The 22,269-nt window shown below is 40.2% G+C and carries 15 protein-coding genes; 10 read left to right on the forward strand and 5 right to left on the reverse strand.

Features of this window, described 5'->3' with window-relative positions; translation table 11 throughout:
- Positions 1 to 106: 106 nt before the first annotated feature.
- Together HMPREF1528_RS05710 and deoC are read right to left on the reverse strand one after the other, a co-directional pair.
- On the reverse strand, positions 107 to 871 hold the full coding sequence (locus HMPREF1528_RS05710; RefSeq protein WP_016479001.1) for an exodeoxyribonuclease III: 765 nt from the start codon (positions 869 to 871) through the stop codon (positions 107 to 109).
- Positions 871 to 1,533: a deoxyribose-phosphate aldolase gene (gene deoC, locus HMPREF1528_RS05715; protein WP_015782573.1), complete on the reverse strand. Its 663-nt coding sequence runs from the start codon at positions 1,531 to 1,533 to the stop codon at positions 871 to 873. Before deoC ends, HMPREF1528_RS05710 begins: the two co-directional genes overlap by 1 nt.
- Positions 1,534 to 2,330: 797 nt before the next feature.
- Here deoC and gyrB point away from each other — a divergent pair.
- Positions 2,331 to 4,307 (forward strand): DNA topoisomerase (ATP-hydrolyzing) subunit B, encoded by a 1,977-nt coding sequence (gyrB, locus tag HMPREF1528_RS05725; RefSeq protein WP_016479002.1) that lies wholly within the window; start codon positions 2,331 to 2,333, stop codon positions 4,305 to 4,307.
- 73 nt (positions 4,308 to 4,380) lie between these two features.
- Here the strand turns inward: gyrB and hemC are convergent, their stop codons facing one another.
- On the reverse strand, positions 4,381 to 5,247 hold the full coding sequence (hemC, locus tag HMPREF1528_RS05730) for a hydroxymethylbilane synthase (RefSeq protein WP_016479003.1): 867 nt from the start codon (positions 5,245 to 5,247) through the stop codon (positions 4,381 to 4,383).
- Positions 5,248 to 5,364: 117 nt separating this feature from the next.
- On the opposite strand from hemC, the gene HMPREF1528_RS05735 reads away from it, so the two are divergent.
- Positions 5,365 to 6,285, forward strand: a complete 921-nt coding sequence (locus tag HMPREF1528_RS05735; RefSeq protein ID WP_009421148.1) for a dimethylarginine dimethylaminohydrolase family protein — start codon at positions 5,365 to 5,367, stop codon at positions 6,283 to 6,285.
- 158 nt (positions 6,286 to 6,443) lie between these two features.
- On the forward strand, positions 6,444 to 7,688 hold the full coding sequence (hemA, locus tag HMPREF1528_RS05740) for a glutamyl-tRNA reductase (protein ID WP_016479004.1): 1,245 nt from the start codon (positions 6,444 to 6,446) through the stop codon (positions 7,686 to 7,688).
- Positions 7,689 to 7,776: 88 nt separating this feature from the next.
- Here the strand turns inward: hemA and HMPREF1528_RS05745 are convergent, their stop codons facing one another.
- A complete protein-coding gene (locus tag HMPREF1528_RS05745; protein ID WP_016479005.1) occupies positions 7,777 to 8,523 on the reverse strand; it encodes a murein L,D-transpeptidase catalytic domain family protein in 747 nt (248 codons plus the stop codon).
- 1,239 nt (positions 8,524 to 9,762) lie between these two features.
- Here HMPREF1528_RS05745 and HMPREF1528_RS05750 point away from each other — a divergent pair.
- The 7 genes from HMPREF1528_RS05750 (at position 9,763) to rpmA (ending at position 20,023) form a co-directional block, all read left to right on the forward strand.
- Positions 9,763 to 14,103 carry a translocation/assembly module TamB domain-containing protein gene (locus HMPREF1528_RS05750; protein WP_016479006.1) on the forward strand — a complete coding sequence of 1,447 codons (4,341 nt, stop codon included), beginning with the start codon at positions 9,763 to 9,765 and terminating at the stop codon, positions 14,101 to 14,103.
- A gap of 75 nt (positions 14,104 to 14,178) precedes the next feature.
- Positions 14,179 to 14,826 (forward strand): LolA family protein, encoded by a 648-nt coding sequence (locus HMPREF1528_RS05755; RefSeq protein ID WP_002670855.1) that lies wholly within the window; start codon positions 14,179 to 14,181, stop codon positions 14,824 to 14,826.
- Positions 14,827 to 16,314 (forward strand): LptF/LptG family permease, encoded by a 1,488-nt coding sequence (locus HMPREF1528_RS05760; RefSeq protein ID WP_009409927.1) that lies wholly within the window; start codon positions 14,827 to 14,829, stop codon positions 16,312 to 16,314.
- A gap of 267 nt (positions 16,315 to 16,581) precedes the next feature.
- A complete protein-coding gene (locus HMPREF1528_RS05765; RefSeq protein WP_016479007.1) occupies positions 16,582 to 17,928 on the forward strand; it encodes a cytochrome ubiquinol oxidase subunit I in 1,347 nt (448 codons plus the stop codon).
- Positions 17,929 to 17,940: 12 nt separating this feature from the next.
- Entirely contained in the window at positions 17,941 to 18,975 is a 1,035-nt protein-coding gene (gene cydB / locus HMPREF1528_RS05770; protein ID WP_016479008.1) for a cytochrome d ubiquinol oxidase subunit II, read from the forward strand.
- 133 nt (positions 18,976 to 19,108) lie between these two features.
- On the forward strand, positions 19,109 to 19,735 hold the full coding sequence (rplU, locus tag HMPREF1528_RS05775; protein ID WP_009420522.1) for a 50S ribosomal protein L21: 627 nt from the start codon (positions 19,109 to 19,111) through the stop codon (positions 19,733 to 19,735).
- Between the two features lie 27 nt (positions 19,736 to 19,762).
- Complete coding sequence (rpmA, locus tag HMPREF1528_RS05780) at positions 19,763 to 20,023, forward strand: 50S ribosomal protein L27 (RefSeq protein WP_002670844.1); 261 nt, start codon at positions 19,763 to 19,765, stop codon at positions 20,021 to 20,023.
- 739 nt (positions 20,024 to 20,762) lie between these two features.
- On the opposite strand, the gene HMPREF1528_RS05785 is transcribed toward rpmA, so the two are convergent.
- Entirely contained in the window at positions 20,763 to 22,244 is a 1,482-nt protein-coding gene (locus HMPREF1528_RS05785) for a DUF4832 domain-containing protein (protein WP_016479009.1), read from the reverse strand.
- Positions 22,245 to 22,269 lie beyond the last annotated feature (25 nt).

The raw sequence follows: 22,269 nt of genomic DNA on the forward strand, positions 1-22,269 counted from the left end.
GAAAAACATAAACAGCATAAACTTTTCGGACAGTCTTTAATCATTAACCACTAATCATTAACCACTAATCATTAACCACTAATCATTAACCACTAATCATTAACCACTAATCATTAACCATTAATAAGATAGGACAGTGGTCGCTATGTTTAGCCTCGGGGAGAATAAGTGCGCGCTCCATACGGTTTTCTAAGGGAGCAGATACCAAGTGATAATCGATGCGCCAACCCTTATTGTTGTTGCGAGCATTCGCGCGATAGCTCCACCACGAGTACTGATGTGCTTCTTTGTGGAAATAGCGAAAACTATCAATAAAACCACTCTTCATAAACTTATCTAACCACTCGCGCTCTACGGGAAGAAAGCCCGATACATTGGCATTTCGTATGGGGTCGTGAATGTCTATCGCCTCGTGACAGATGTTATAGTCACCACAGATAACGAGGTTAGGCACCTTCTGTTTCAGTTTGTCTATGTACTTTTGAAAGTCAGCCATAAAAGTCAGTTTGAAGTCAAGGCGGTCAGGGTTTGTACCTGAGGGCAAGTACAGACTCATTACTGATAGCGTCTCAAAATCGGCGCGAAGCACCCGCCCTTCCCTGTCCATATAGTCGATACCCGTACCAACTTCCACGTGCTTAGGTTCTATTTTAGAGAGTATTGCTACGCCACTATAACCTTTCTTCTCTGCACTGTGGTAATACTGATATTTATAGCCCAATTCCGAAAAAACTTCCGTAGGGATTTGGTCTTCTGTAGCTTTAATCTCTTGCAAGCACAACACATCGGGGTTAGCGCTTTTCAGCCAGTCGGCAAAGCCTTTCGTAAGCGCTGCCCTAATGCCATTTACGTTATAACTGATAATTTTCATTAGTAGCCTGTTCCTTTTTCTCCTTTTAAGATAGCAATGCCGTTCGATGTACCAATGCGTTGTACCCCTAAGTTCACGTACTGCATAGCTGTTTCGTAGTCGCGTATACCTCCTGAGGCTTTTATTTTTGCCTTGTCTTGCACACATTCTTTCATTAGTTTCACATCAGCAAGGGTAGCTCCTCCTGAGCCAAATCCTGTAGAGGTCTTTACAAAGTCCGCTTTAGCATCAAGAGCCATACGGCAAGCCAAGCGTTTTTCTTCGTCAGTGAGGTAGCAGGTTTCGAGGATTACTTTTAGCACTCTATTCTCACCTACACAGCGTTTCAGCGATATAATTTCGTCTAACGCTTTGTTCACTTCACCAGATTTTAACAAGCCTACGTTTAGCACCATATCAATCTCGTCGGCACCATCGGAGAGAGCTTCACCCGTCTCAAAGTATTTTGCTTTAGCCGACATTGCTCCTAAGGGGAAGCCTACTACGCTACACACCTTGATATCAGTGCCTGCTAAAAATTTCTTAGCTGTTGTTACATAACAGCTATTCACACATACCGAATAAAAATCGTACTCCACTGCTTCTTTGCAAAGGGTCTCAATATCCGCAATGGTAGCCGTTGCTTTTAGAAGCGTGTGGTCAATTAGTTTGTTTAATTCCATATTGTTTTAGTTAAAGTTTAAAACTGAAAAGAATCCAACCGATTCTTTCCTTATTGTCAATTCTTATTTGTTCTTACACTCGTGTTATTACAACTTTCTTCTTAATAGTTGTAAGTAAAGGGAAGTCTAACGCACTTACTTCTGTTTGAAATCTTACAATTTCCGCCTGCGTAGCTCTAAATATTTTTGGCAAAGGTAGATATTTTTTTTCTAACAACAAAGATAGTAAAGCGAATCTAAGGGTTAAAAAGAGTGATTATCTCTGATTTACAATATCGTGGTTGCTTTTGCGTCACATTTCTCGTCATTCATCATTCGTTATTTCTTCTCTTTTTTCCGTCACATTTCCCCTAGTGCCTATGGCCTAAGGCCTATCACCTCTTCCTCTTTCTTTCGCCTCGAAACCCCGATTTTAACATTTTTCCCATCGCTGTATTATACTATTAATCAACTTTTAATATACCCTTTCTATACCAATCGTCCAAGATTCGTATAAGCTTCCTATAAGCTCTCTATAAGCTAACCCCACCCTTCTTACACTCTTTTTTCACCAAAAATCCTTCCAACACACTTTTTATATTTTTCGTTTTTATCCGATAACTAAGACCAGTCCAATTTGTCCGACAAGTCAGACTCGTCAAAAAACCTTTTTTATCACTACCCATTTGCTAATTTCCAAATTTCCTAATTCTCTAATTTTCTCATTCTCTCATTTTCTAATTTTATTTATCTATTATAAAATTTGCTCATTAATAAATTAATTCATACCTTTGCACCCTTGATTCGATATTAAAATTATGGCAGAAGAATTATATAACGAACAACAAAATTCAGCTGAATATTCAGCAGACAATATCCAATCCCTTGAAGGAATGGAACACGTGCGTATGCGCCCCTCAATGTACATCGGCGATGTGGGCACGCGCGGGTTACACCACCTTGTATACGAGGTGCTTGATAACTCTATCGACGAAGCGCTCGCAGGCTATTGCGATACTATTTCGGTAACCATTAATGAGGATAATTCTATCACCGTGGAAGACAACGGTCGCGGTATCCCAGTAGATGTCCACAAGAAAGAAGGCGTTTCTGCCCTTCAAGTGGTAATGACTAAAATCGGTGCCGGAGGTAAGTTCGACAAGGGTTCTTATAAAGTATCGGGTGGTTTGCACGGGGTAGGAGTTTCCTGCGTAAATGCCCTTTCCGACCATCTTACTGCTACCGTATACCGCGACGGCAAAATATGGCAACAAGAGTACCAACGCGGGGTAGCGATGTACCCTGTAAAACAAGTGGGCAACACCGATAAACGCGGTACTAAGGTTACTTTCCACCCCGATGAAGTAATTTTTGAACAAACTATTGAATACAAATACGATACCCTCGCAGCCCGTATTCGCGAGCTCGCTTATTTAAATAAAGGAATTACTATCACCCTTACCGACCTTCGCAACAAAGACGAAAAAGGTAACTTTATCACCGAAAAATTCTATTCACAAAACGGACTAAAAGAATTCGTTAAATTCCTCGATGGCAACCGTATGCCTATCATCGGAAACGTGATAGCTATGGACGGTGAAAAGAATGGTATCCCTGTGGAGGTCGCTATGATTTACAACGATTCATATAACGAGAACCTACACTCTTACGTCAATAATATCAACACTTCCGAAGGAGGTACTCACCTACAAGGTTTCCGTATGGGGCTCACTCGTACCCTCAAAGCCTATGCCGATAAATCAGGCTTGCTCGAGAAGATGAGTAAAGATAAAAAGAACCCTGTGGAGATTGAAGGTGATGACTTCCGTGAAGGGCTTACCGCTGTCATTTCGGTAAAAGTAGCCGAACCTCAATTCGAAGGACAGACAAAAACCAAACTCGGTAACCGCGAAGTAACCTCAGCCGTATCTCAAGCCGTAGGACAAATGCTCGAAGATTATCTCGAAGAAAATCCTAACGATGCCAAAACCATTGTCGAGAAAGTGATTTTGGCTGCTCAAGCACGTCAAGCAGCGCGCAAAGCTCGTGAGATGGTACAACGCAAGAGCGTGATGAGTGGTGGCGGTCTTCCTGGTAAACTTGCCGACTGTTCTGAAGAAGATCCAGCAAAATGCGAACTCTTCCTTGTCGAAGGAGACTCAGCGGGCGGTACAGCTAAACAAGGACGTAACAAAGATATCCAAGCGATACTACCCCTCAGAGGTAAAATCCTCAACGTCGAAAAAGCAATGCAACACAAGGTGTTCGATAGCGATGAAATTAAGAATATCTATACCGCTTTGGGTGTAACTGTGGGTACTGAGGAAGATGCCAAAGCTCTTAATTTGAGCAAGCTCCGTTACCACAAAGTGATTATTATGTGTGATGCCGATGTAGACGGTTCGCACATCACTACTCTTATCCTTACGTTCTTCTTCCGCTATATGCGAGAACTTATAGAGAACGGACACGTGTATATTGCCACACCACCGCTCTATTTAGTAAAAAGCAAAAACAGCAAACGCGAAGAGTATGCTTGGAACGACAAACAACGCGATGCGCTTTCAGCTGAAATGGGCAATGTGAATATCCAGCGTTATAAAGGTTTGGGTGAAATGAACGATCACCAGTTGTGGGATACCACTATGAATCCCGAACACCGCACCCTTCGCCAAGTAACCATCGACAACGCTACTGAAGCCGACCGCGTATTTTCTATGCTGATGGGTGATGAAGTACCACCACGTCGTGAGTTCATTGAGAAAAACGCTAAGTACGCTAAAATCGATGCGTAGTTATAGTATAACAAGCAATAAAAAAGCGCAACACTTGTAACCAAGTGTTGCGCTTTTTTTTAACCATTAATCGTTAACTTCTTACCATTGTAGCAAGTTTTTCTCCCGTATATTCATCTATTTGAGTGAGAACTTCGTCTATTACTGAAGACTCTTTGCCATCTTCGCTCCACAAGCCTCCTTTGAAGTAGAGTTTTTCATCTTTAAACTCAGCAAAAGCTCCAATAGGTGCTGTACAGCCACCTTCCAAAGTGCGAAGAAAATCGCGTTCTAATTGAGTAGCTATATAAGTATAATCGTCGTGGAGAGGGAGTAGTTTTTTCTGCAAGGTTACGTTATCCTCGCGCACCACCACTACGATAGCTCCTTGCGCAGGTGCAGGTAGCATCCAATCCAGTACCAAGTGTTTTTCAGGTAATTTATTAATGCGTTCCAAGCCCGCAGCAGCAAAGATAGCCCCATTCCAAGGGTTATCGGTGAGTTTTTGCAAGCGGGTATTTACATTTCCCCTTAAACTCTCTATATTATGATGCGGGTAGCGGTGTAACCATTGCGCCTTGCGTCGCAAACTGCTGGTGGCTATAGTTGCTATTTCAGCCTCCAAAAACGAAAGGTCACCCTTGTATACTAATACATCGTGAGGATTTCCGCGCTTGAGCACTGCCCCTACGACGATTCCTTCAGGTAAAGCCGTGGGTACGTCCTTCATACTATGTACGGCAATATCTATTTCGCCATTGAGCAAGGCAATATCCAGCGCTTTGGTAAAGATACCGGTAACTCCCATTTCGTAGAGCGGTTTGCTTAGCTCTATATCTCCGTGAGATTTAGTGCTTACTATCTCAGTGGGATAGCCTAAGGTTTTTAATTGGTTTTGTACCGTTTTAGCTTGCCAGAGAGCCAACTCACTATCGCGTGTACCTATACGTATGGTGTTCATTGTATTGAATTTAGAGCGACAAAAGTACAAAATAATTATCAATTAGCAATTGAGAACTGATAAATTTGCTAATTACCAAATTATTTGTATCTTTGCCCAAAACAAGACAATATTAATATGCTAAAATTACATATTACAAACGAAACTGATCAATTAGAAACTGTGATTTTAGGCACAGCTACTAGCAATGGACCTACTCCAAAGCTCGAAGAAGCCTACGACCCTAAATCGGCGGAGCATATCAAAGCGGGTACTTATCCCATAGAAAAGGATATGGTTGCTGAAATGGACGCTTTTTGTGCAGTACTCCAAAAATACGGCGTAACCGTTTATCGCCCTGAAATCATTACTGACTGCAACCAGATATTCACTCGCGATATCGGTTTTGTGATTGAAGATACTTTTATCAAAGCTAATATACTACCCGATAGACAAGAAGAATTTCAGGCTATTGAGTACATCGTAAAACAAATAGACCCTAAAAAAGTGATTACCCCTCCTGCTGATGTACATATTGAAGGGGGCGATGTAATGCCCTGGAACGACCATATTTTCATCGGGACTTATAAAGGGGAAGATTATAAACAGCAAATCACAGCTCGTACTAATGTAGCAGGGGTGGCTTTTATCCAAAAGCTCTTTCCTCAGAAAAAGGTAAAGGAGTTTGATTTGGTGAAATCACAAACTGAGGCGCGCGATAATGCCCTCCACCTCGACTGTTGCTTCCAACCGATTGGTAAAGACAAAGGAATTATCTACAAAGGCGGTTTCCGTTGTGAAGCTGATTATCAGTATTTGGTAGACCTCTTTGGCAAAGAGAATCTCTTTCATATAGAGCGAGAGGAAATGTACCATATGTTTAGCAACATCTTTTCTATTAGCCCAGAGGTGGTGGTTTCTGAAAAGAATTTTACACGCTTGAATAACTGGTTGCGCTCACAAGGTTTTACCGTAGAGGAAATTCCGTATGCCGAGATTGCCAAACAAGAGGGATTGCTAAGGTGCTCTACTTTGCCTCTCAGTCGTTGTGGCAATTAACAAATAACCAAAATGACAAAAAGACTAATTATTTAGATTGTTTACATATTTTATTTTTTTAGAATAAAAGTTCGTCGTATCTTATGTGATTTACGGCGAACTTATTATTTTTGCGCTTGCGAAACACAACTACTGATAGTATCAATTACTAAAAAACTATGTCACAACCCACTATATCTAAGAATAAAACCTTTTACTGCATTGGGCTCAGCTACCAGAAAGCTGATGCAACGATGCGTGGAATGTTTAGTCTTACCCCTGAAAACAAAGACCAATTGCTCTCCCAAGCTAAAAGTGAAGGCTTTGAGGAGCTATTGGTGATTTCTACTTGTAATCGTACGGAGCTCTATGGTTATGCCGAACACCCTTTTCAGCTGATACAACTGCTCTGTGAAAATTCTAATGGGTCGGTAGATGATTTTCAGAAAGTGGGTTACGTAACAAAAAACAAAGAGGCTGTGCATCATCTTTTTGAAGTAGGTACAGGTTTAGATAGCCAGATTCTTGGGGACTTTGAGATTATAGGGCAGATAAAACAAGCCTTTAATCTCTCGCGCGACAAAGGTCTCGCCAATGCTTTTTTGGAGCGATTGATGAATTGTGTTATTAACGCCAGCAAGCGTATCAAGAACGAGACGGCGCTTTCTTCAGGGGCAGCCTCAGTATCGTTTACGGCGGTGCAGTATATTATGCAGAATATACCTAAGGTGTCGCAAAAGAATATTCTTCTCTTTGGTGTAGGCAAGATAGGTCGCAATACGTGCGAGAACCTCATCAAGCACACTCAGAACGAACATATTACTCTTATCAATCGCACGCGCGAGAAAGCAGAACAAATAGCGGGTAAGTTTAATGTAATAGTTAAAGATTTTAACGAGTTACGAAATGAAATTAGCAAAGCTGATGTACTCATAGTCGCCACAGGGGCTGCTACTCCTACGGTGTATAAAGATTTTATCAATCCGGCTCAACCGATACTCATTTTAGACCTTTCTATTCCTAAGAACGTGGAGGAACAAGTGGCAACACTTCCCAATGTAACCCTTTTGCATATGGACGAGCTTTCTAAGCGCAAAGACGAAGCCTTAGAGCGTAGAAAAGAAGCGATTCCACAGGCTTTGGAGATTGTAGAAGAGGTAAAAGAAGAGTTTTTCCAATGGTTAGACAACCGCAAGTTTGCGCCTACTATCAAAGCGTTAAAAGCGAAACTTGAAAGCCTTAAAGAAGCTGAAATGGACTTCCAGCGAAAGAAAATTGAAAACTTTAACGAGCAACAAGCTGAAATGATAAGTAACCGCATCATTCAGAAGATAACCACGCAATTTGTAAATCACTTGAAAGATACCTCGTCAATAGATGAAAGTATCAGTTGGGTACAAGAGGTGTTTCAGTTAGAAGTATAAGACATCTATATAAGAAAAATAAAAAAGACTGCTGTGTAGCAGTCTTTTTTATTTTTTAAGTATTCAGATAAGGATAATCAAAATTTATTTAGAAGACGGATTCGTCGTCAATAAGTTTTAAAACATTTAAGTATTTAGAGGAGCTGAGGTATTTTGCATCGTTGTAATAAGCAAAAATCATTGTTTTTTCTTTGATAGTTTCAATGACTTGTTTATATATGTTTTCGGGCAATACAGGGCAACCTAAACTTCTGCCCATACGCCCCGTACGAGCTATATAATTTTCATTGGCGTAATTGGCAGTGTGGATAACTACTGCACGTTTGGCTAAGTTACTATTATAGCCTTTTTCATCGCCGTACAACATTAGGCTAAATCCTTTACTACCGATGTAAGTGGCACCTGTAATGTAAAAGCCTATACTACTTTTGTTAGATTCCATCGCATCTGAAAAAGAGGAGGACTTTATTTCTCCACTATTTCTACCGTGTGCTACATAGGTGTAATACACTATCTTCATCTTCTCTAAGTCGATGGTATAAAAGCGCTTAGAGCTACTATCTTTTGTAAAATCAATAATAGAGAAGAGGTCTTTTTCGTTTAAGCGGTGTTGCTTTCTGAGAGATTGATAGCCTATATAAGCGTAGCGAAAAGCTTCGAAGCTAAGGTCGTATTGGGCGGCGTTTAGCTCGTTATACAAATCTTTAATGTTAAGTTCGACTTTTTTTAAGGCTAATAGTTTTTCTTTGCTAAGATGGGAATTTTGGGCGTGTACGAAATACAAAAAACTGCTTAATACAAAAATAAGGAATAAGAAAAAATACTTTTTGTTCATAGTGTTGTTGTTCGAAACATTTTTTAATTGTTAAATAAGAATTCATTGCGGGTGCAAAGGTAGTATATTTTTTTTACGTTGTATCAGAAAGGTGACACTTTAACATTTATTTAACACGTTTGAATAATTTCCACAATACCCATAAGAAGTAGCGTAATAGCCTTTGTGATGGTTGATAGCAGTATTTTTCAGCCACACCATAGCGCAATAATTGTACCAATTTGATGTTGATAATGCCAAAAATTAGAAAATGAGGAAATGAGAAAATGAGGAAATGAGAAAATGAGGAAATGAGAAAATGAGGAAATGAGAAAATAGGGATTGTTAGTTTATTCAACTTTGGCAAAGTTTTAAACTTTGCCAAAGTTTGAGATGAAAAAGCGATGTGTTAGGGCTGTTATGGGGTTCGGAAGGAAACGGAGAAGTTCGGAAGAGGAGAGGGAGAGATTTTGGTGAAAAAAGGGTGTAAGCAGGGTGGGGGTAGCTTATAGAGAGCTTATAGGAAGCTTATACGAATCTTGGACGATTGGTATAGAAAGGGTGTGTAAAAAGTTGATTCATAATATAATACAGCGATGCTAAAAATGTTAAAAACGGGGTTTCGAGGCGAAAGAAAGAGGAAGAGGTGATAGGCCTTAGGCCATAGGCACTAGGAGGGAGTGTGACGGAAAGGAGAAGGGATAATTAGGGAATTAGCAAATTTGAAAATGAGAAAATGGGTGGTGTGGAATCTTAGGGCATAGGTAATAGGGGGGAGTATGACAGAAAAGGGGGAGTGTAGTGACGGGAAAGGGGGAGAAATGACGAATGACAAATGCGGACTTTCTTCAAAAGGGGATTGCGGTGGTGGTAAGACGATGCGAGCCATACGGACAGGTGATGAATGAACGAAGGCGCAATGAAGATAAAGTGAAGGCACAATGAAGATAAAATGAAGACACAATGAAGATAAAGTAAAAGTACAATAAAGATAAAGTAAAAGCACAATGAAGATAAAATGAAGGCGCAATGAAGATAAAGCGGAGGTACAATGACGATAAAGTGAAGGTACAATGAAGATAAAGCGGGGGTAAGATGAAGGAGAAAAGAAGCTATTTTAGTGTGTTTGGGTATTTTTTCAGTATATCTTTTTTTGCTTTTCAATTTTATTCGTATCTTTGCACGCTAAGTCAGCAGTAAAGAACTCATTCTATCAAAAGATTACGAAAAATACTTGTCCGTTTCTTCCTTATAACCCTTGTGTTACTTGGGGTTACGGCTCTGCTTTTGACCTTACCCGCCACCCAAACCTTCATCGCTAAAAAGGTGGTGAACTACCTGAATGAAGATTTTGACATCGACCTGAATATAGAGCGCATACATCTGAAAATCAACGGGGATGTGGATATCAAACGAGTGCTTATTCGCGACCACAAGCAAGATACGCTTATTTCGGCAAAGAAACTCACGACTTCTATTTTAGACTTTAAACAGCTGTTTGACGGTAATTTGTACTTTGGACACATAAAGGGTGATAGTCTCATTTTCAATATGAAAACCCATAAGGGCGATACTTTGTCTAACTTGGACGTGTTTGTAAACAAATTCGATTCGGGGGAACCCAGCACGGGCAAGTTTGTGATGAAGGCAAAAAGCATCAAGCTAAAAGACAGCTATTGCCGTATTTCGGACGAGAATAACGCCAACCCTTCTATCTTGAAAGTAGACCATCTGAACACTAAGCTAAATGACTTTAAAATCTTGGGTAGCAAAGTGTTTTTTGAGATGCAAGAAGGGAACTTCCGCTTTGATGACAAACTGAATGTTACCCACCTAAATACACAGTTCAGCTATACCGATAGCTTGATGCAAGCCAAGGATTTGCGACTGCAAACGGCATTGACGGACATTCAGGGTACTATAACGATGTTCTCTCACAACGGTAGTTTTGGCGATTTTGTGAATAAGGTAGTCTTTGACGTTAATCTGCCCAAAGCTACGGTAAACACTACCGATTTGAACGCTTTTTACAATGGTTTCAACGGAGGTAGAAACATTGTGTTAGAGGGCGTAACGATGAAAGGAACGCTGAACAACTTTACTATTCCGCAGGGGAAAATATCTTATCAGAACACACTTATAGAGGGAGATTTAACTTTCCAAAACCTATTAGCAGAACACGCTAATATAGCCGTGATAGGCAAAGGTGTATATGCCGAGAGCATTTATAACGATTTGGCTTACTTAATGCCTAAGGATTTGGGTGAAAATATTCCAGCGGAACTACAAAGGTTAGGGATGTTTTCAGTAGAAGGTGATTTTGCTTACAGAACTACTTCGCTACAAGCCAATGTACTGCTGAAAACCAATGACGGCGAAGCACATATTGACGGCTCTTTGGAAGACCTTACCCATACCGATAAAACGGCTTTTAGAGGCTCGCTCACTACGAATCAGTTTCATTTGGGCAAGATTTTAGACGACCCGACTATGGGCGCACTCACTGCCGATATGACAGTGCGCGGACAAGGATTGAACTTTAAAACTATGCAACTCTACGCCAATGGCACGGTTCATTCGGTGGGCTACAACGGTTATAACTACCAGCGCATAGGTATCAATGGGGAGTTTAGGAATCAGGTGTTTAACGGCAAAATAGACGCAAAAGACCCGAACCTTACAATGAACTTCAACGGACTTGCTGACCTATCGGGCAGAAACAACAAATTTGACTTTCAAGCGGATATTGCTATTGCCGATTTGCACGCTTTACGCTTTATGGAAATGGACAGTGTATCGCAGTTATGTGGTAAGGTAGTGATAGACATTTCGGGCAATCAGTTGGACGATATTGTGGGTAAAATATCATTTAAACACACCAATTACATCAATTCAGCAGGAAGTTTTACCTTTAAAGACTTCGAGGTCGTTTCAACCTTGAACAATGGAGTGAAAGAAATCGCGATTAATTCGCCTGATATTGTGAGCGGGAATGTAAGAGGAAAGTTCAAGTTAGCTGAGCTAAAAAAGGTAATGCAAAATGCCGTGGGAAGTATCTATGCCCAATACAACCCGTATAAGATAGAGAAAAACCAGTACGTAGACTTCCATTTTGATATTTACAACAAGATAGTAGAAGTGTTTGTGCCCAAAGTGAAGATAGGCAGAAACACTTTCATCAACGGGAATATAGATGCCGATAAAGGGAGTTTTAAGTTCCAAATGAAGTCGCCCAGCGTGAATGCATACGGCACTCAGATAGACAGTATCAGTCTTGAAATAGACAATAAAAACCCGCTGTACAATACTTATTTTGAAGTGAAAAAAGCCGATTTTGGGGTGTATGCCATTCAAGATTTTAACCTGATTAATACCACTATCAAAGATACGCTTTTCTTCCGTACTGAGTTCAAAGGGGGAGATACCGGCAGAGATACTTATGAGCTGAATTTCTACCATACTTTGAACAAGAAACAACAGTCGATTATAGGGATTAAGAAATCACTGATAAACTTCAAAGGCAATGCGTGGTATATCAACCGCGAGAATGCGATGAATGAGTACAACAAGATTGTGCTCAACCGCACTGCCGATACGATTAAGGTGAGCAACTTCAAGATGGCGCACCAAAACCAATATATGAACCTCAGTGGGCTCATCACTACCAAAGATTATAAGAACCTGCACTTAGTTGCCCATAACGTAGCGATGGACAAGATAGTACCCGAAATCAAAGGGCTCAACCTCACGGGAACGCTCAATGGTAACGTGTCGCTTACTCAACGCGGGAACTTATATTACCCTTCGGCAGACCTTTTTATACGCTATTTTAAACTGAATGGCTATGACTATGGCGATTTGGAAGTGGGTATCTTTGGTAACAGTGATTTGTCGTCGTTTGATGTAGGGGCGTTTTTCTCTAACGGGCGGGCTCTTGGCTTTGCTACGAGAGGGAAAATTAACTTAGACAAGAAGCGGGGTACTTTGCTCGACCTTACGGCTTATTTTAGAGACTTTGAGCTCTCGCCTTTTAATCCGTTCTTGGAGGGAATCTTCTACAACCTTAGAGGCACGATGTCGGGGCAAGTGAAGATAGACGGTAGCGTAACCGACCCACTGATGGACGGCGAACTCACCTTGCACAAAGCAGGTGTGGGGATTACGTACCTGAAACTCAACACTGATATTCAGGAAGGTGCACGGATAAAGGTAAACAACAAAACGTTTGATATAGACAACTGGCTACTGACCGATACCGCTTATAAAACACAAGCCAAACTGAATGGTTCGATTAGGCATAACAAACTATTAGATTGGTTTTTAGACCTAAGATTGCAAACCCTTGGCAAGCGCTTTATGGTGCTCAATACCCCTTATACTGATGATGCGCTGTTCTACGGGACTGCCTTTATCAAAGGGAATGCGAGCATTAAAGGAGCATTGGACGAAATTGCGATTAAGGTAAATGCGAAGACCGAAGAGGGTACGTCCTTCAAAATACCGCTCAGCGATAGTGAGAGTGTGGGCGATGACTCGTTTATCACTTTTGTAGAGAAGGGCGATAAAAAAGTAAAAATTAACCGAGAATTGGAGTCTATCAAGGGGTTAGAACTGAACTTTGAGCTTGATATTCTTCCTACTGCCGAAGTGGAAATTGTGATGGATAGAAAAACGGGTAGTAACCTTGTGGGGCGTGGGGCAGGTACGCTCCTTATTGAAATCAATACCAACGGTAAGTTCAATATGTGGGGGGACTTTATCACCTATTCGGGCTTTTATAATTTCAAGTACGAAAACATCATCGACAAGCGTTTTACGGTGCTCCCAGGGGGGTCTATTTCTTGGAGTGGCGACCCGCTAAGAGCCACTTTGCGCGACTTGAAAGCGGCTTATAACCTCAGTGCGAACCCAAGTACGCTATTGGAAAGCACCCAGTATAACCGGAAAATCAACACTCAGGTAATCATCAAATTAGAAGGAGAATTGATGCGCCCCGAAACCTTGTTTGACATTACTTTTCCTGATAGTAGTCCGAGTTTGGTATCGGAGCTCAACTACAAACTTGAAGACCAAGACCGCAAGCAGTTGCAAGCCTTTTCGCTCTTGGCACAGGGTTCGTTTATGAGCGAAAAGAATACCGATAACCGTTTGGTAGCTTACAACCTCTTTGAAACGGCAGCAGGCTTGTTTAACCAATTGCTCTCGGACGAAGACAACAAGCTGAACTTGGGAGTATCGTACGAAGCGGGGATTAACGACGGTTCGTCCGACATCAACAGTGACCGTTTGGGCTTTACTGTCTCTACCCAAATCACCGATTGGGCGAGTGTGAATGCCAAAGTGGGTATCCCTGTGGGAGGAGTGAGCCGTACGGCGGTGGCGGGTAACGTAGAGGTACAATTCCGCTTAAACTCCGATGGTAGCCTGACGGCTAAAATATTCAACCGAGAAAACGAATGGCAACAGTATATGCTCGACCGTATAGGGTATGCCCAAGGGGTAGGACTGACCTATTCGGTAGATTTTAATACCTTTAAAGGGTTGATGCAAAAGATATTTAAAAAGGGAGGCAAAGTGATAGAACCCAAGACAGAGAAGTAAAAAATATTTATCGCAATAAAACTTTGGAACAATAATTGCTATTAGACAGAGACTAAATCATTAAAAACACTAGAAATGAGAAGAATATTTATTGTAGCTTTTGCTTTATTTTTAGGCGTATTTCAGGCACATAGCCAGCAAGTAGACAAGGCAAAAAAGCTATTGGACGAAGTGTACAACAAGATGGTTGCTTACAATAATATCTATATAGATTTTAAGTATAACCTCGATAATATTGCTGAGAATATCAATCAGGAAACCAAAGGTAATGTAACCATTGCCAAAAACAAGTATGTGCTGAATTATCTGGGGGCTACTAAAATATACGATGGTCATAAGACCTATACCATAGTACCCGAGAATGAAGAAGTAACCATAGAGAAAAACGCTAATGACGACAATGCCATTACTCCTTCAAAAATGCTTACCTTCTATAAGAAAGGTTATAAGTACAAATGGGATATACAGCAAAATGTACGCGGGCGCAAAATACAATATGTAGAGCTAAAACCGCAGAAAGCTAATACTGATGTAAAGCAAATTCTGTTGGGGATAGATATACAAACTAAACACATCTACAACCTTATTGAAATAGGAAAGAACGGTACTAAAACCACTATCACAGTGAATACTTTTAAAACAAACCAGCCTATTTCGAACAATATCTTTAAATTCGACCGCGAGAAGTACAAAAAAGACGGCTATACTATCAGTGAATTATAGATGAAGATATTAGACCGCTACATTATCACTCAGTTCCTTACTAACTTTTTAGGAGCACTCTCTATACTTGTTCTTATCTTTGTATTCCACACTATCTTTACATACATTGATGAGCTAGCGGGGCGTGGTTTGGAGTTATGGATTATATTCAAGTTTCTAATCTATTTTATTCCGCAACTTATCCCTATCATTATGCCCTTGGCAGTGGTAATAGCCTCTATTATGACCTTTGGGGCATTTGCCGAAAACTATGAATTTGCTGCGATGAAAGCCTCAGGTATTTCGCTAATGCGCGTAATGCGTCCGCTGATTATACTGATGGCATTACTGAGTTTAGGCACTTTCTTTTTAGCCAATAATGTAATTCCAGTAGCTTATCGCGAGGTGTATACCCTTAGATCGAACATTGCCAAAGTGAAGCCTGCTATGGCTATAGCCGAAGGAGTATTCTCTAACATAGGGGAGGATATAAGCATAAAAGTAGGGAAAAAAAGAGGTGATAATGACGAGTTTTTAGAGAATGTGCTCATTCACAAAAAGACTCCAGATAAAGTAAATCGCACTGTAATCAATGCCAAGCGAGGAGAACTTAAGAGTTCTAAGACTAATAGCAACTTCTTACAGCTTATTTTGGAAGACGGGACTTATTACGAGGATATTAAAACCAACTCTTATGAAGCCCAACAAAAAGAACCTTTTGCCAAGGTATACTTTAAAAAATACATCATCAATCTTGACCTTTCGCATTTGAACAATGTAGATTTTAACGAGAAAACCGATGCTACTACCTATCGTATGATGAATGTAGGACAGCTTAATTACGCTATCGACTCACTCCGCACCGATTTCAAACAGAATATTACTGACTATGGCAATAATATGTTTCGCCGTACAGGTTTCTCAGTAGCCCCTTCTACATCCCCTTCTTCCGAAGTAAAAAAACAAGAGAAGCCTAAACCTGCTAAGGAGATTACTTCGGTGAGAGAGCTCTTTAACAAACTGAACAACACACAAAAATCAATGGTACTTGATATGGCTATCAATACCAACCAAGCTCAGTTAGACAATGTGGAGTTCCGGCAAAGCGACCTTGAATATCGCTATAAGTTAATGAACTTACACATTTTAAATCTCAGCGATAAGTTTGCTCTTACGGTAGCTTGTTTTGTGCTCTTTTTCGTAGCGGCACCTTTAGGAGCTTTCATTCGCAAAGGAGGGATTGGTATGCCTTTGGTAATAGCAATGATACTGTTCTTAGCTTATTATTTTATAGGAATGTTTATGAAAAATATAGCTGAGAACAACACTATCAACCCAGCCTTAGCACCGTGGATACCTGCTTTGATACTTCTGCCTTTGGGTATTTACCTCACTACAAGGGTTACTACTGATAAAGAAGTGTTCAATTTCCCTATTACCAATAAGCTAATGCGCTTTGTAGAAGACAAAGTGAAAGAAATAAAAGGGAAAATTAAAAAGAACAAGTAAAAATCGATAATATCTAATTATAAGTTCATCAATGGATATTCAGAGTATTGAGTATCCATTGATTTTTTATAACATCACAATACCGAAAAAAAATGATAAAACCAATCATCAGAGGTAAAGCTAGCGATAAGTTAGGTATGAGAGTAGAGAAAGAGCTATATTATTTAGATGTAATATAAATTAATATCCGTTTTCTACTTTTCTTTTGGTATATTACTCATATAGTGTACTTTTGTCGCATATTTCACTAATTAAATTACTCGACATATGGAGACAGAAATTTTAGCACGGGTGCAGTTCGCACTGACGATTGCCTTCCATTACATCTATCCGCCTTTAAGTATAGGGCTTGGACTACTAATGGTAGCCTTTAAAGGTATCTACCTACGCACTGGTAAAAAAGAGTATGACACGCTCGCCCGCTTCTGGACGCGCATCTTCTCACTTACCTTTGGTTTGGGTGTTGCTACAGGGATTGTAATGGAATTTGAATTTGGTACCAACTGGGCTACCTATTCGCGTTATGTAGGTGATATCTTCGGTAGTGCTTTGGCGGCTGAGGGTGTTTTTGCTTTCGCACTTGAAAGTACCTGCCTTGGTATTGTACTTTTCGGTTGGAACAAAGTAAAGCCTATATGGCACTTCTTGGCTACCCTTGGGGTGTGGTTAGGCTCTATGTGTTCAGCTATCTGGATAGTAATAGCCAACAGCTGGCAACAAACCCCCGCAGGTTATGTAATTGCAGGCGAAGGTATGCAAGCTAAAGCCGTAATCACCGACTTTTGGGCGATGGTGTTCAATCCTTCGAGCATAGACCGTATATGGCACGTGTGGCAAGGAGCGTTCTTGGCTGGTATTTTCTTGGTATTGAGCGTTCACGCTTGGTATTTACTCAAAGGTCGCCACGTAGAAATCTCTAAAAAAGCCTTTAAAGTAACTCTTATCATCGGTACCATTGTGTGCTTGTTGCAATTGGTTTCAGGACACAGCTCAGCTGATGGTGTAGCTAAAAACCAGCCTGAGAAGTTAGCAGCTATGGAAGGGCACTTCAAAACAGGTCCTGGTGATGCTTACATTATTGGTTGGGTAGACAAAAAGAATGAGGAAACTCACGGGTTGAGTATTCCTAAAGGACTTTCCTATATGGTGCATTTTGATGCTGATGCTCCTGTGACAGGTCTTGACCAATATCCAGTGGAAGACCGTCCAGGACAAGTGAATGCTGTATTCCAATTCTATCATATAATGGTAGCTATTGGTATGTTTCTCATCGCACTCACTCTCTATGCTTCTTTCTTATTGTGGAGAGGTAAATTATACAACAAACGCTGGCTCTTGCATATTTTTGTATGGAGTGTACTATTGCCACAAATAGGTAATCAAGTAGGTTGGTTTGCAGCCGAAATGGGTCGCCAGCCTTGGATAGTGTACAAACTCTTGCGCACGAGCGAAGCTCTTTCTAAATCGGTATCGGCTAACCAAATACTCTTTGCGATTATCTTATTCACCGTTATTTATATCATCCTCTTCGCTCTATTCATCTACTTGATGAACAAGAAAATCGTTCACGGTATAGATGAACACGAAACTCAAGAACAATTACAAACAGCATAACATTATACAGATATGGAAACATTTTTAGGAATCGACTACCCTACGTGGTGGTTCATCATTATAGGATTTTTGATTACAGGCTATGCTATTTTAGACGGCTTTGACTTCGGCGCTGGAGCGTGGCATTTGTTCTTCGACAAGAAAAAAGAACGCCGCGTAGCTCTGAATGCCATAGGTCCTGTATGGGACGGTAATGAGGCGTGGTTAGTAATTGGAGGAGCTGGTATTTTTGCTGGTTTCCCACTAATGTATGCCGAATTGTTTTCGGCTATGAACACGCCTTTTATGCTTTTCCTCACCTTTATTATTTTTAGAGCGGTAGCTATTGAGGTACGTGGCAAAGAAGACAGCGACCGTTGGCGCAACACTTGGGATACCGTATATAGCGTGTGTAGCATCGTATTGCCTGTGCTCTTAGGCGTGGTAATAGCCAATGTACTACAAGGACTTCCGTTAGACGAGAACTTTCAGTATACCGGAGGAGCGCTCTTTACTTTCCTTACCCCTTATGCATTACTTGTAGGAGTAATGACACTCTTGCTCTTTATGGTACACGGAGGTTTGTATTTGCTTCTCAAAACTCACGGTGATATGCACCACCGCATAGAGAAACGCATTAACTATGCATACCTCGGCTTTTTGGTAGTGTTTACAGCAGTAGCGATTTACAGTATGCTCACTCCTCATTTAGCTGAAAATATTGCTAATAGCACTGCATTGAAAGTATTCCCTGCGTTATTGCTCCTCAGTATCTTAAGCGTAGCTTTCTTTATGAAGAAAAAAGACTATAAAAAGGCTTTTGTGGGTACTATTCTCACCATCGTTTTTTTTATGGTGATAGCAGCACTGAATTTGCACCCTACTTTCTTGAGAACTACTTTAGAAACAGGCAATAGTATTACCGTATACAACGCAGCAGCTTCTCAAAAATCATTAGAGATTATGCTCACTATTACTGCGATAGGGGCGCCGTTATTGCTTCTCTACACCTATTTCGCCTACAAAGTATTCTGGGGCAAAGTAGAGATTGATGAAAACAGTTATTAATACAAGCCTTATAGGCACTATAAAATAAGAAAGAGAGAAAAGGTTTTAAAACTTTTTCTCTCTTTTATTTTGGTAGGTAAAAAATAATTCGTACTTTTGCGCCCGATTTAAACCATTATTAAATAACAAAGCTATGTATGCAATTGTAGAGATAGCAGGGCAACAATTTAAAGTTAGCAAAGACCAAAAAGTGTTTGTTCACCGTTTGCCTAATCAAGAAGGAGAGAAAGTAGCGTTTAATAACGTACTCCTTTTAGATAACAACGGAACCATCACTGTAGGCGCCCCAGCTATAAATGGAGCTTCCGTAGAAGCAAAGGTTTTGAAACATTTGAAAGGCGACAAAGTGCTCGTGTTCAAAAAGAAAAGACGTAAAGGTTACAAAGTTAAGAACGGACATCGTCAGTTCCTTACGCAAATTGTAATTGAGAACATCGTTGCAAGTGGTGCTAAAAGTACCCAAGCAAAACCTAAGACAGAAAAAGCTCCTGTTAAGTCAGCAAAAGCTGATGATTTGAAAAAGATAGAAGGTATTGGGCCTAAAGCAGCAGAAGCCTTAGTAGCAGCAGGGGTAGACACCTTTGCTAAATTAGCTAAGAAATCAGTTGAAGAAATCAAAACCATTCTATCAGAAACAAGTTCAACCTTGGCACACTTAGACCCTCAAACTTGGGCAGCTCAAGCTCAATTAGCCGCTGACGGCAAATGGGACGAACTTAAAAAATGGCAAGACGAGTTGAACGGTGGTATCGTAAAATAATTGTTAAACCTAAAAATCTAAGAAAAAATGGCTCACAAAAAAGGTGTCGGTAGTTCTAAGAACGGTAGAGAATCTCACTCTAAACGCTTAGGTGTTAAAATTTTCGGTGGTCAAGTTGCCATCGCAGGAAACATTATTGTTAGACAACGCGGAACTCAACACAATGCTGGCGAGAATGTGTATATTGGTAAAGACCATACTTTGCACGCTAAAATCGATGGTATCGTTAAGTTCGAAAAGAAGAGAGATAACAAATCATTTGTTTCTGTTATTCCATTAGAATCATAATAAAGTTTTTTAATGTTACAACAAAAAAAGCCTTTGGAATTCCAAAGGCTTTTTTTGTAAATAATACCATCTTATTCTACTATAATAGTGTATTTAGGGTCTATATTAGTACGCAGGTCAAAAACAAAATCAAAAAAAGCTGCATCATCTTTCTTACCTTGTCTTATCCGCTACTTTACTTTGTTTTTCCTTCGTTTTATTTCCCTCAAAATTAGTGTTTTCTCACCATCTTTAACTATTCATTACCAACTACTTATACACCCTTTCTATACCAATCTTCCAAGATTCGTATAAGCTTCCTATAAGCTCTCTATAAGCTAAGCACACCCTCCTAATAACCTTTTTTCATCAAAATTGCATTCCAGCCTCTTCTGAAATCTTCCGTTTTCTTACGAAGGCTCCGACCTTCCATCACCCATCAGTATTTCTGGTATTATGTTAATGTCAGTTCGATGTATATAAACTGATTTACAATAGTATTTGTGTTATAATCTGTGAAATCCAGCAACGAAGTTGCCAATCCGTGCACATCACAATTGTCAATTGAAAGACTATCCGTGTAATCCGTGCGAGACTTTCAGGCAACTTGCTGCCTATTTGTTTGATTTTTTTTAAAGATTTGTAAGATTTCTGTAGCGTAAGCTACACTTTTTTACATCGAACTCACGTTATATTATTAAAAAAGGTCAGCAAAACTCTTCTTGCTGACCTTTTTCTTCTGTTTTTATTATCCTAATCTTTACTGTATCGTAATCGTATTGAGTTTGTTATAACCTGTTTGAGTTTCCCATACGTCTTTGTTAGCCAAACGAATGCTGTATTCCGGACGATGAGCAAGACTTTGGTAAGGGTCTGGTAAATTCAAATAAATGTCATAAAGCCCTTTGGAAAGATGTTGAGGTAAAGTAATATCTGCTTTCACTTTCACAGTCTTACCTGCAAACCAACGTCGAGGATCGTCATTGAGTTTAAATACTTGTTTTTCCGAAGTGCCTTTTCTCACTAAAACAATCTGCACATTACGACGATTATACGGCGAAGCAAAGCCCTCATTCTTGAGTTCAAGCTCTATTTGCAAATGTCCTCCAGGCACTGGGTTGCCCGTAAATTTACTGTAATTAAGTGCAAAACGATAGCCTAATTTTCTTTTCATATCGTCCATACACCTGTTTTTCCAACTATTAATAGTACCCTCGTGAAAGTCCATATTAATATAACTCCAATGGTACAAAGCCATTTCTCTTAAAGCATTACTACATTCTGTAAAACTATTAGGCGAGGTGCAAGTCTCTCCGCCCATCACCACATACTGGGTCTCCCGCTCCATATACTTGCGGTAGTTTTCATTAGGATAAGTACCCATATTAGGAGCATCGGCTAAAAAGCAATCGTTATGGAAGCCTATGCGTGATAAGTCACTGCTATTATAAGCATTTCCCTCTGTAAGATTCGTATGCACATTTATGTTTTGGGTAAATATCTTTGCCATTGGGTAGCGCACACACACCATTCTGTCCTTAGGTAAAATGCTCAATTCTTTAGCTAATACCTTTCTGCGGGCTTCATAAGCTCCTGCGTTTTCTTGGGGTTCAAAGCCGTAATGATTGGTGTAATACCATTCGCCCCAAACACCCACAAAACCTGCTTCCCATACAGCTATGATATCAGCATTTTCACGAATTATTGGTGCCAATTGGTTAAGGTGTCTTTCCGTCCAATACCACGAGGTATCTCCTCTACCATTGTAATAATCTCCTTGGTCTTTTGAATAAGCAAAGCGTAAAACCACCTTAGAGCCTCCTTCGCGAATGACTCGCATATTATTCCGAATCCGATTTAAAAAGTACTCCGGAATGTCTTTCTCTCGAAAGTTATTCATATAATAAATCGTGAGAATAAGACTTATCCCCTCCTGATTTCGCTTCTGTCTCACCCAATCTGCATTAAGTGTCCAATCGCCTTCCCCTTGGTCTTGATGGGTTAAAAAACCTCTTTCAGGATTTAAAAACACCTCATTAGTACCTTCATATCTCACTGTCTGATTGAGAGAAGGAACTGCTGGGGGCGTAACGGGTGGTATAGGGGTGGTAGTAGACGTAGTAGTAGAGGTTTTGGTAGTAGGTGACTGTGTACCTCCTCCATTGTTAACGTCATCTTCTTTGCTTTGGCAAGAGATTATGGTGGTTAGTAAAACAAAAAATGTTAAAAGATATTTTTTCATAGAATTTTAAGTTTACAATGCATAA

Source organism: Capnocytophaga sp. oral taxon 336 str. F0502 (assembly GCF_000411575.1).
Taxonomy (GTDB): Bacteria; Bacteroidota; Bacteroidia; order Flavobacteriales; family Flavobacteriaceae; genus Capnocytophaga; species Capnocytophaga ochracea.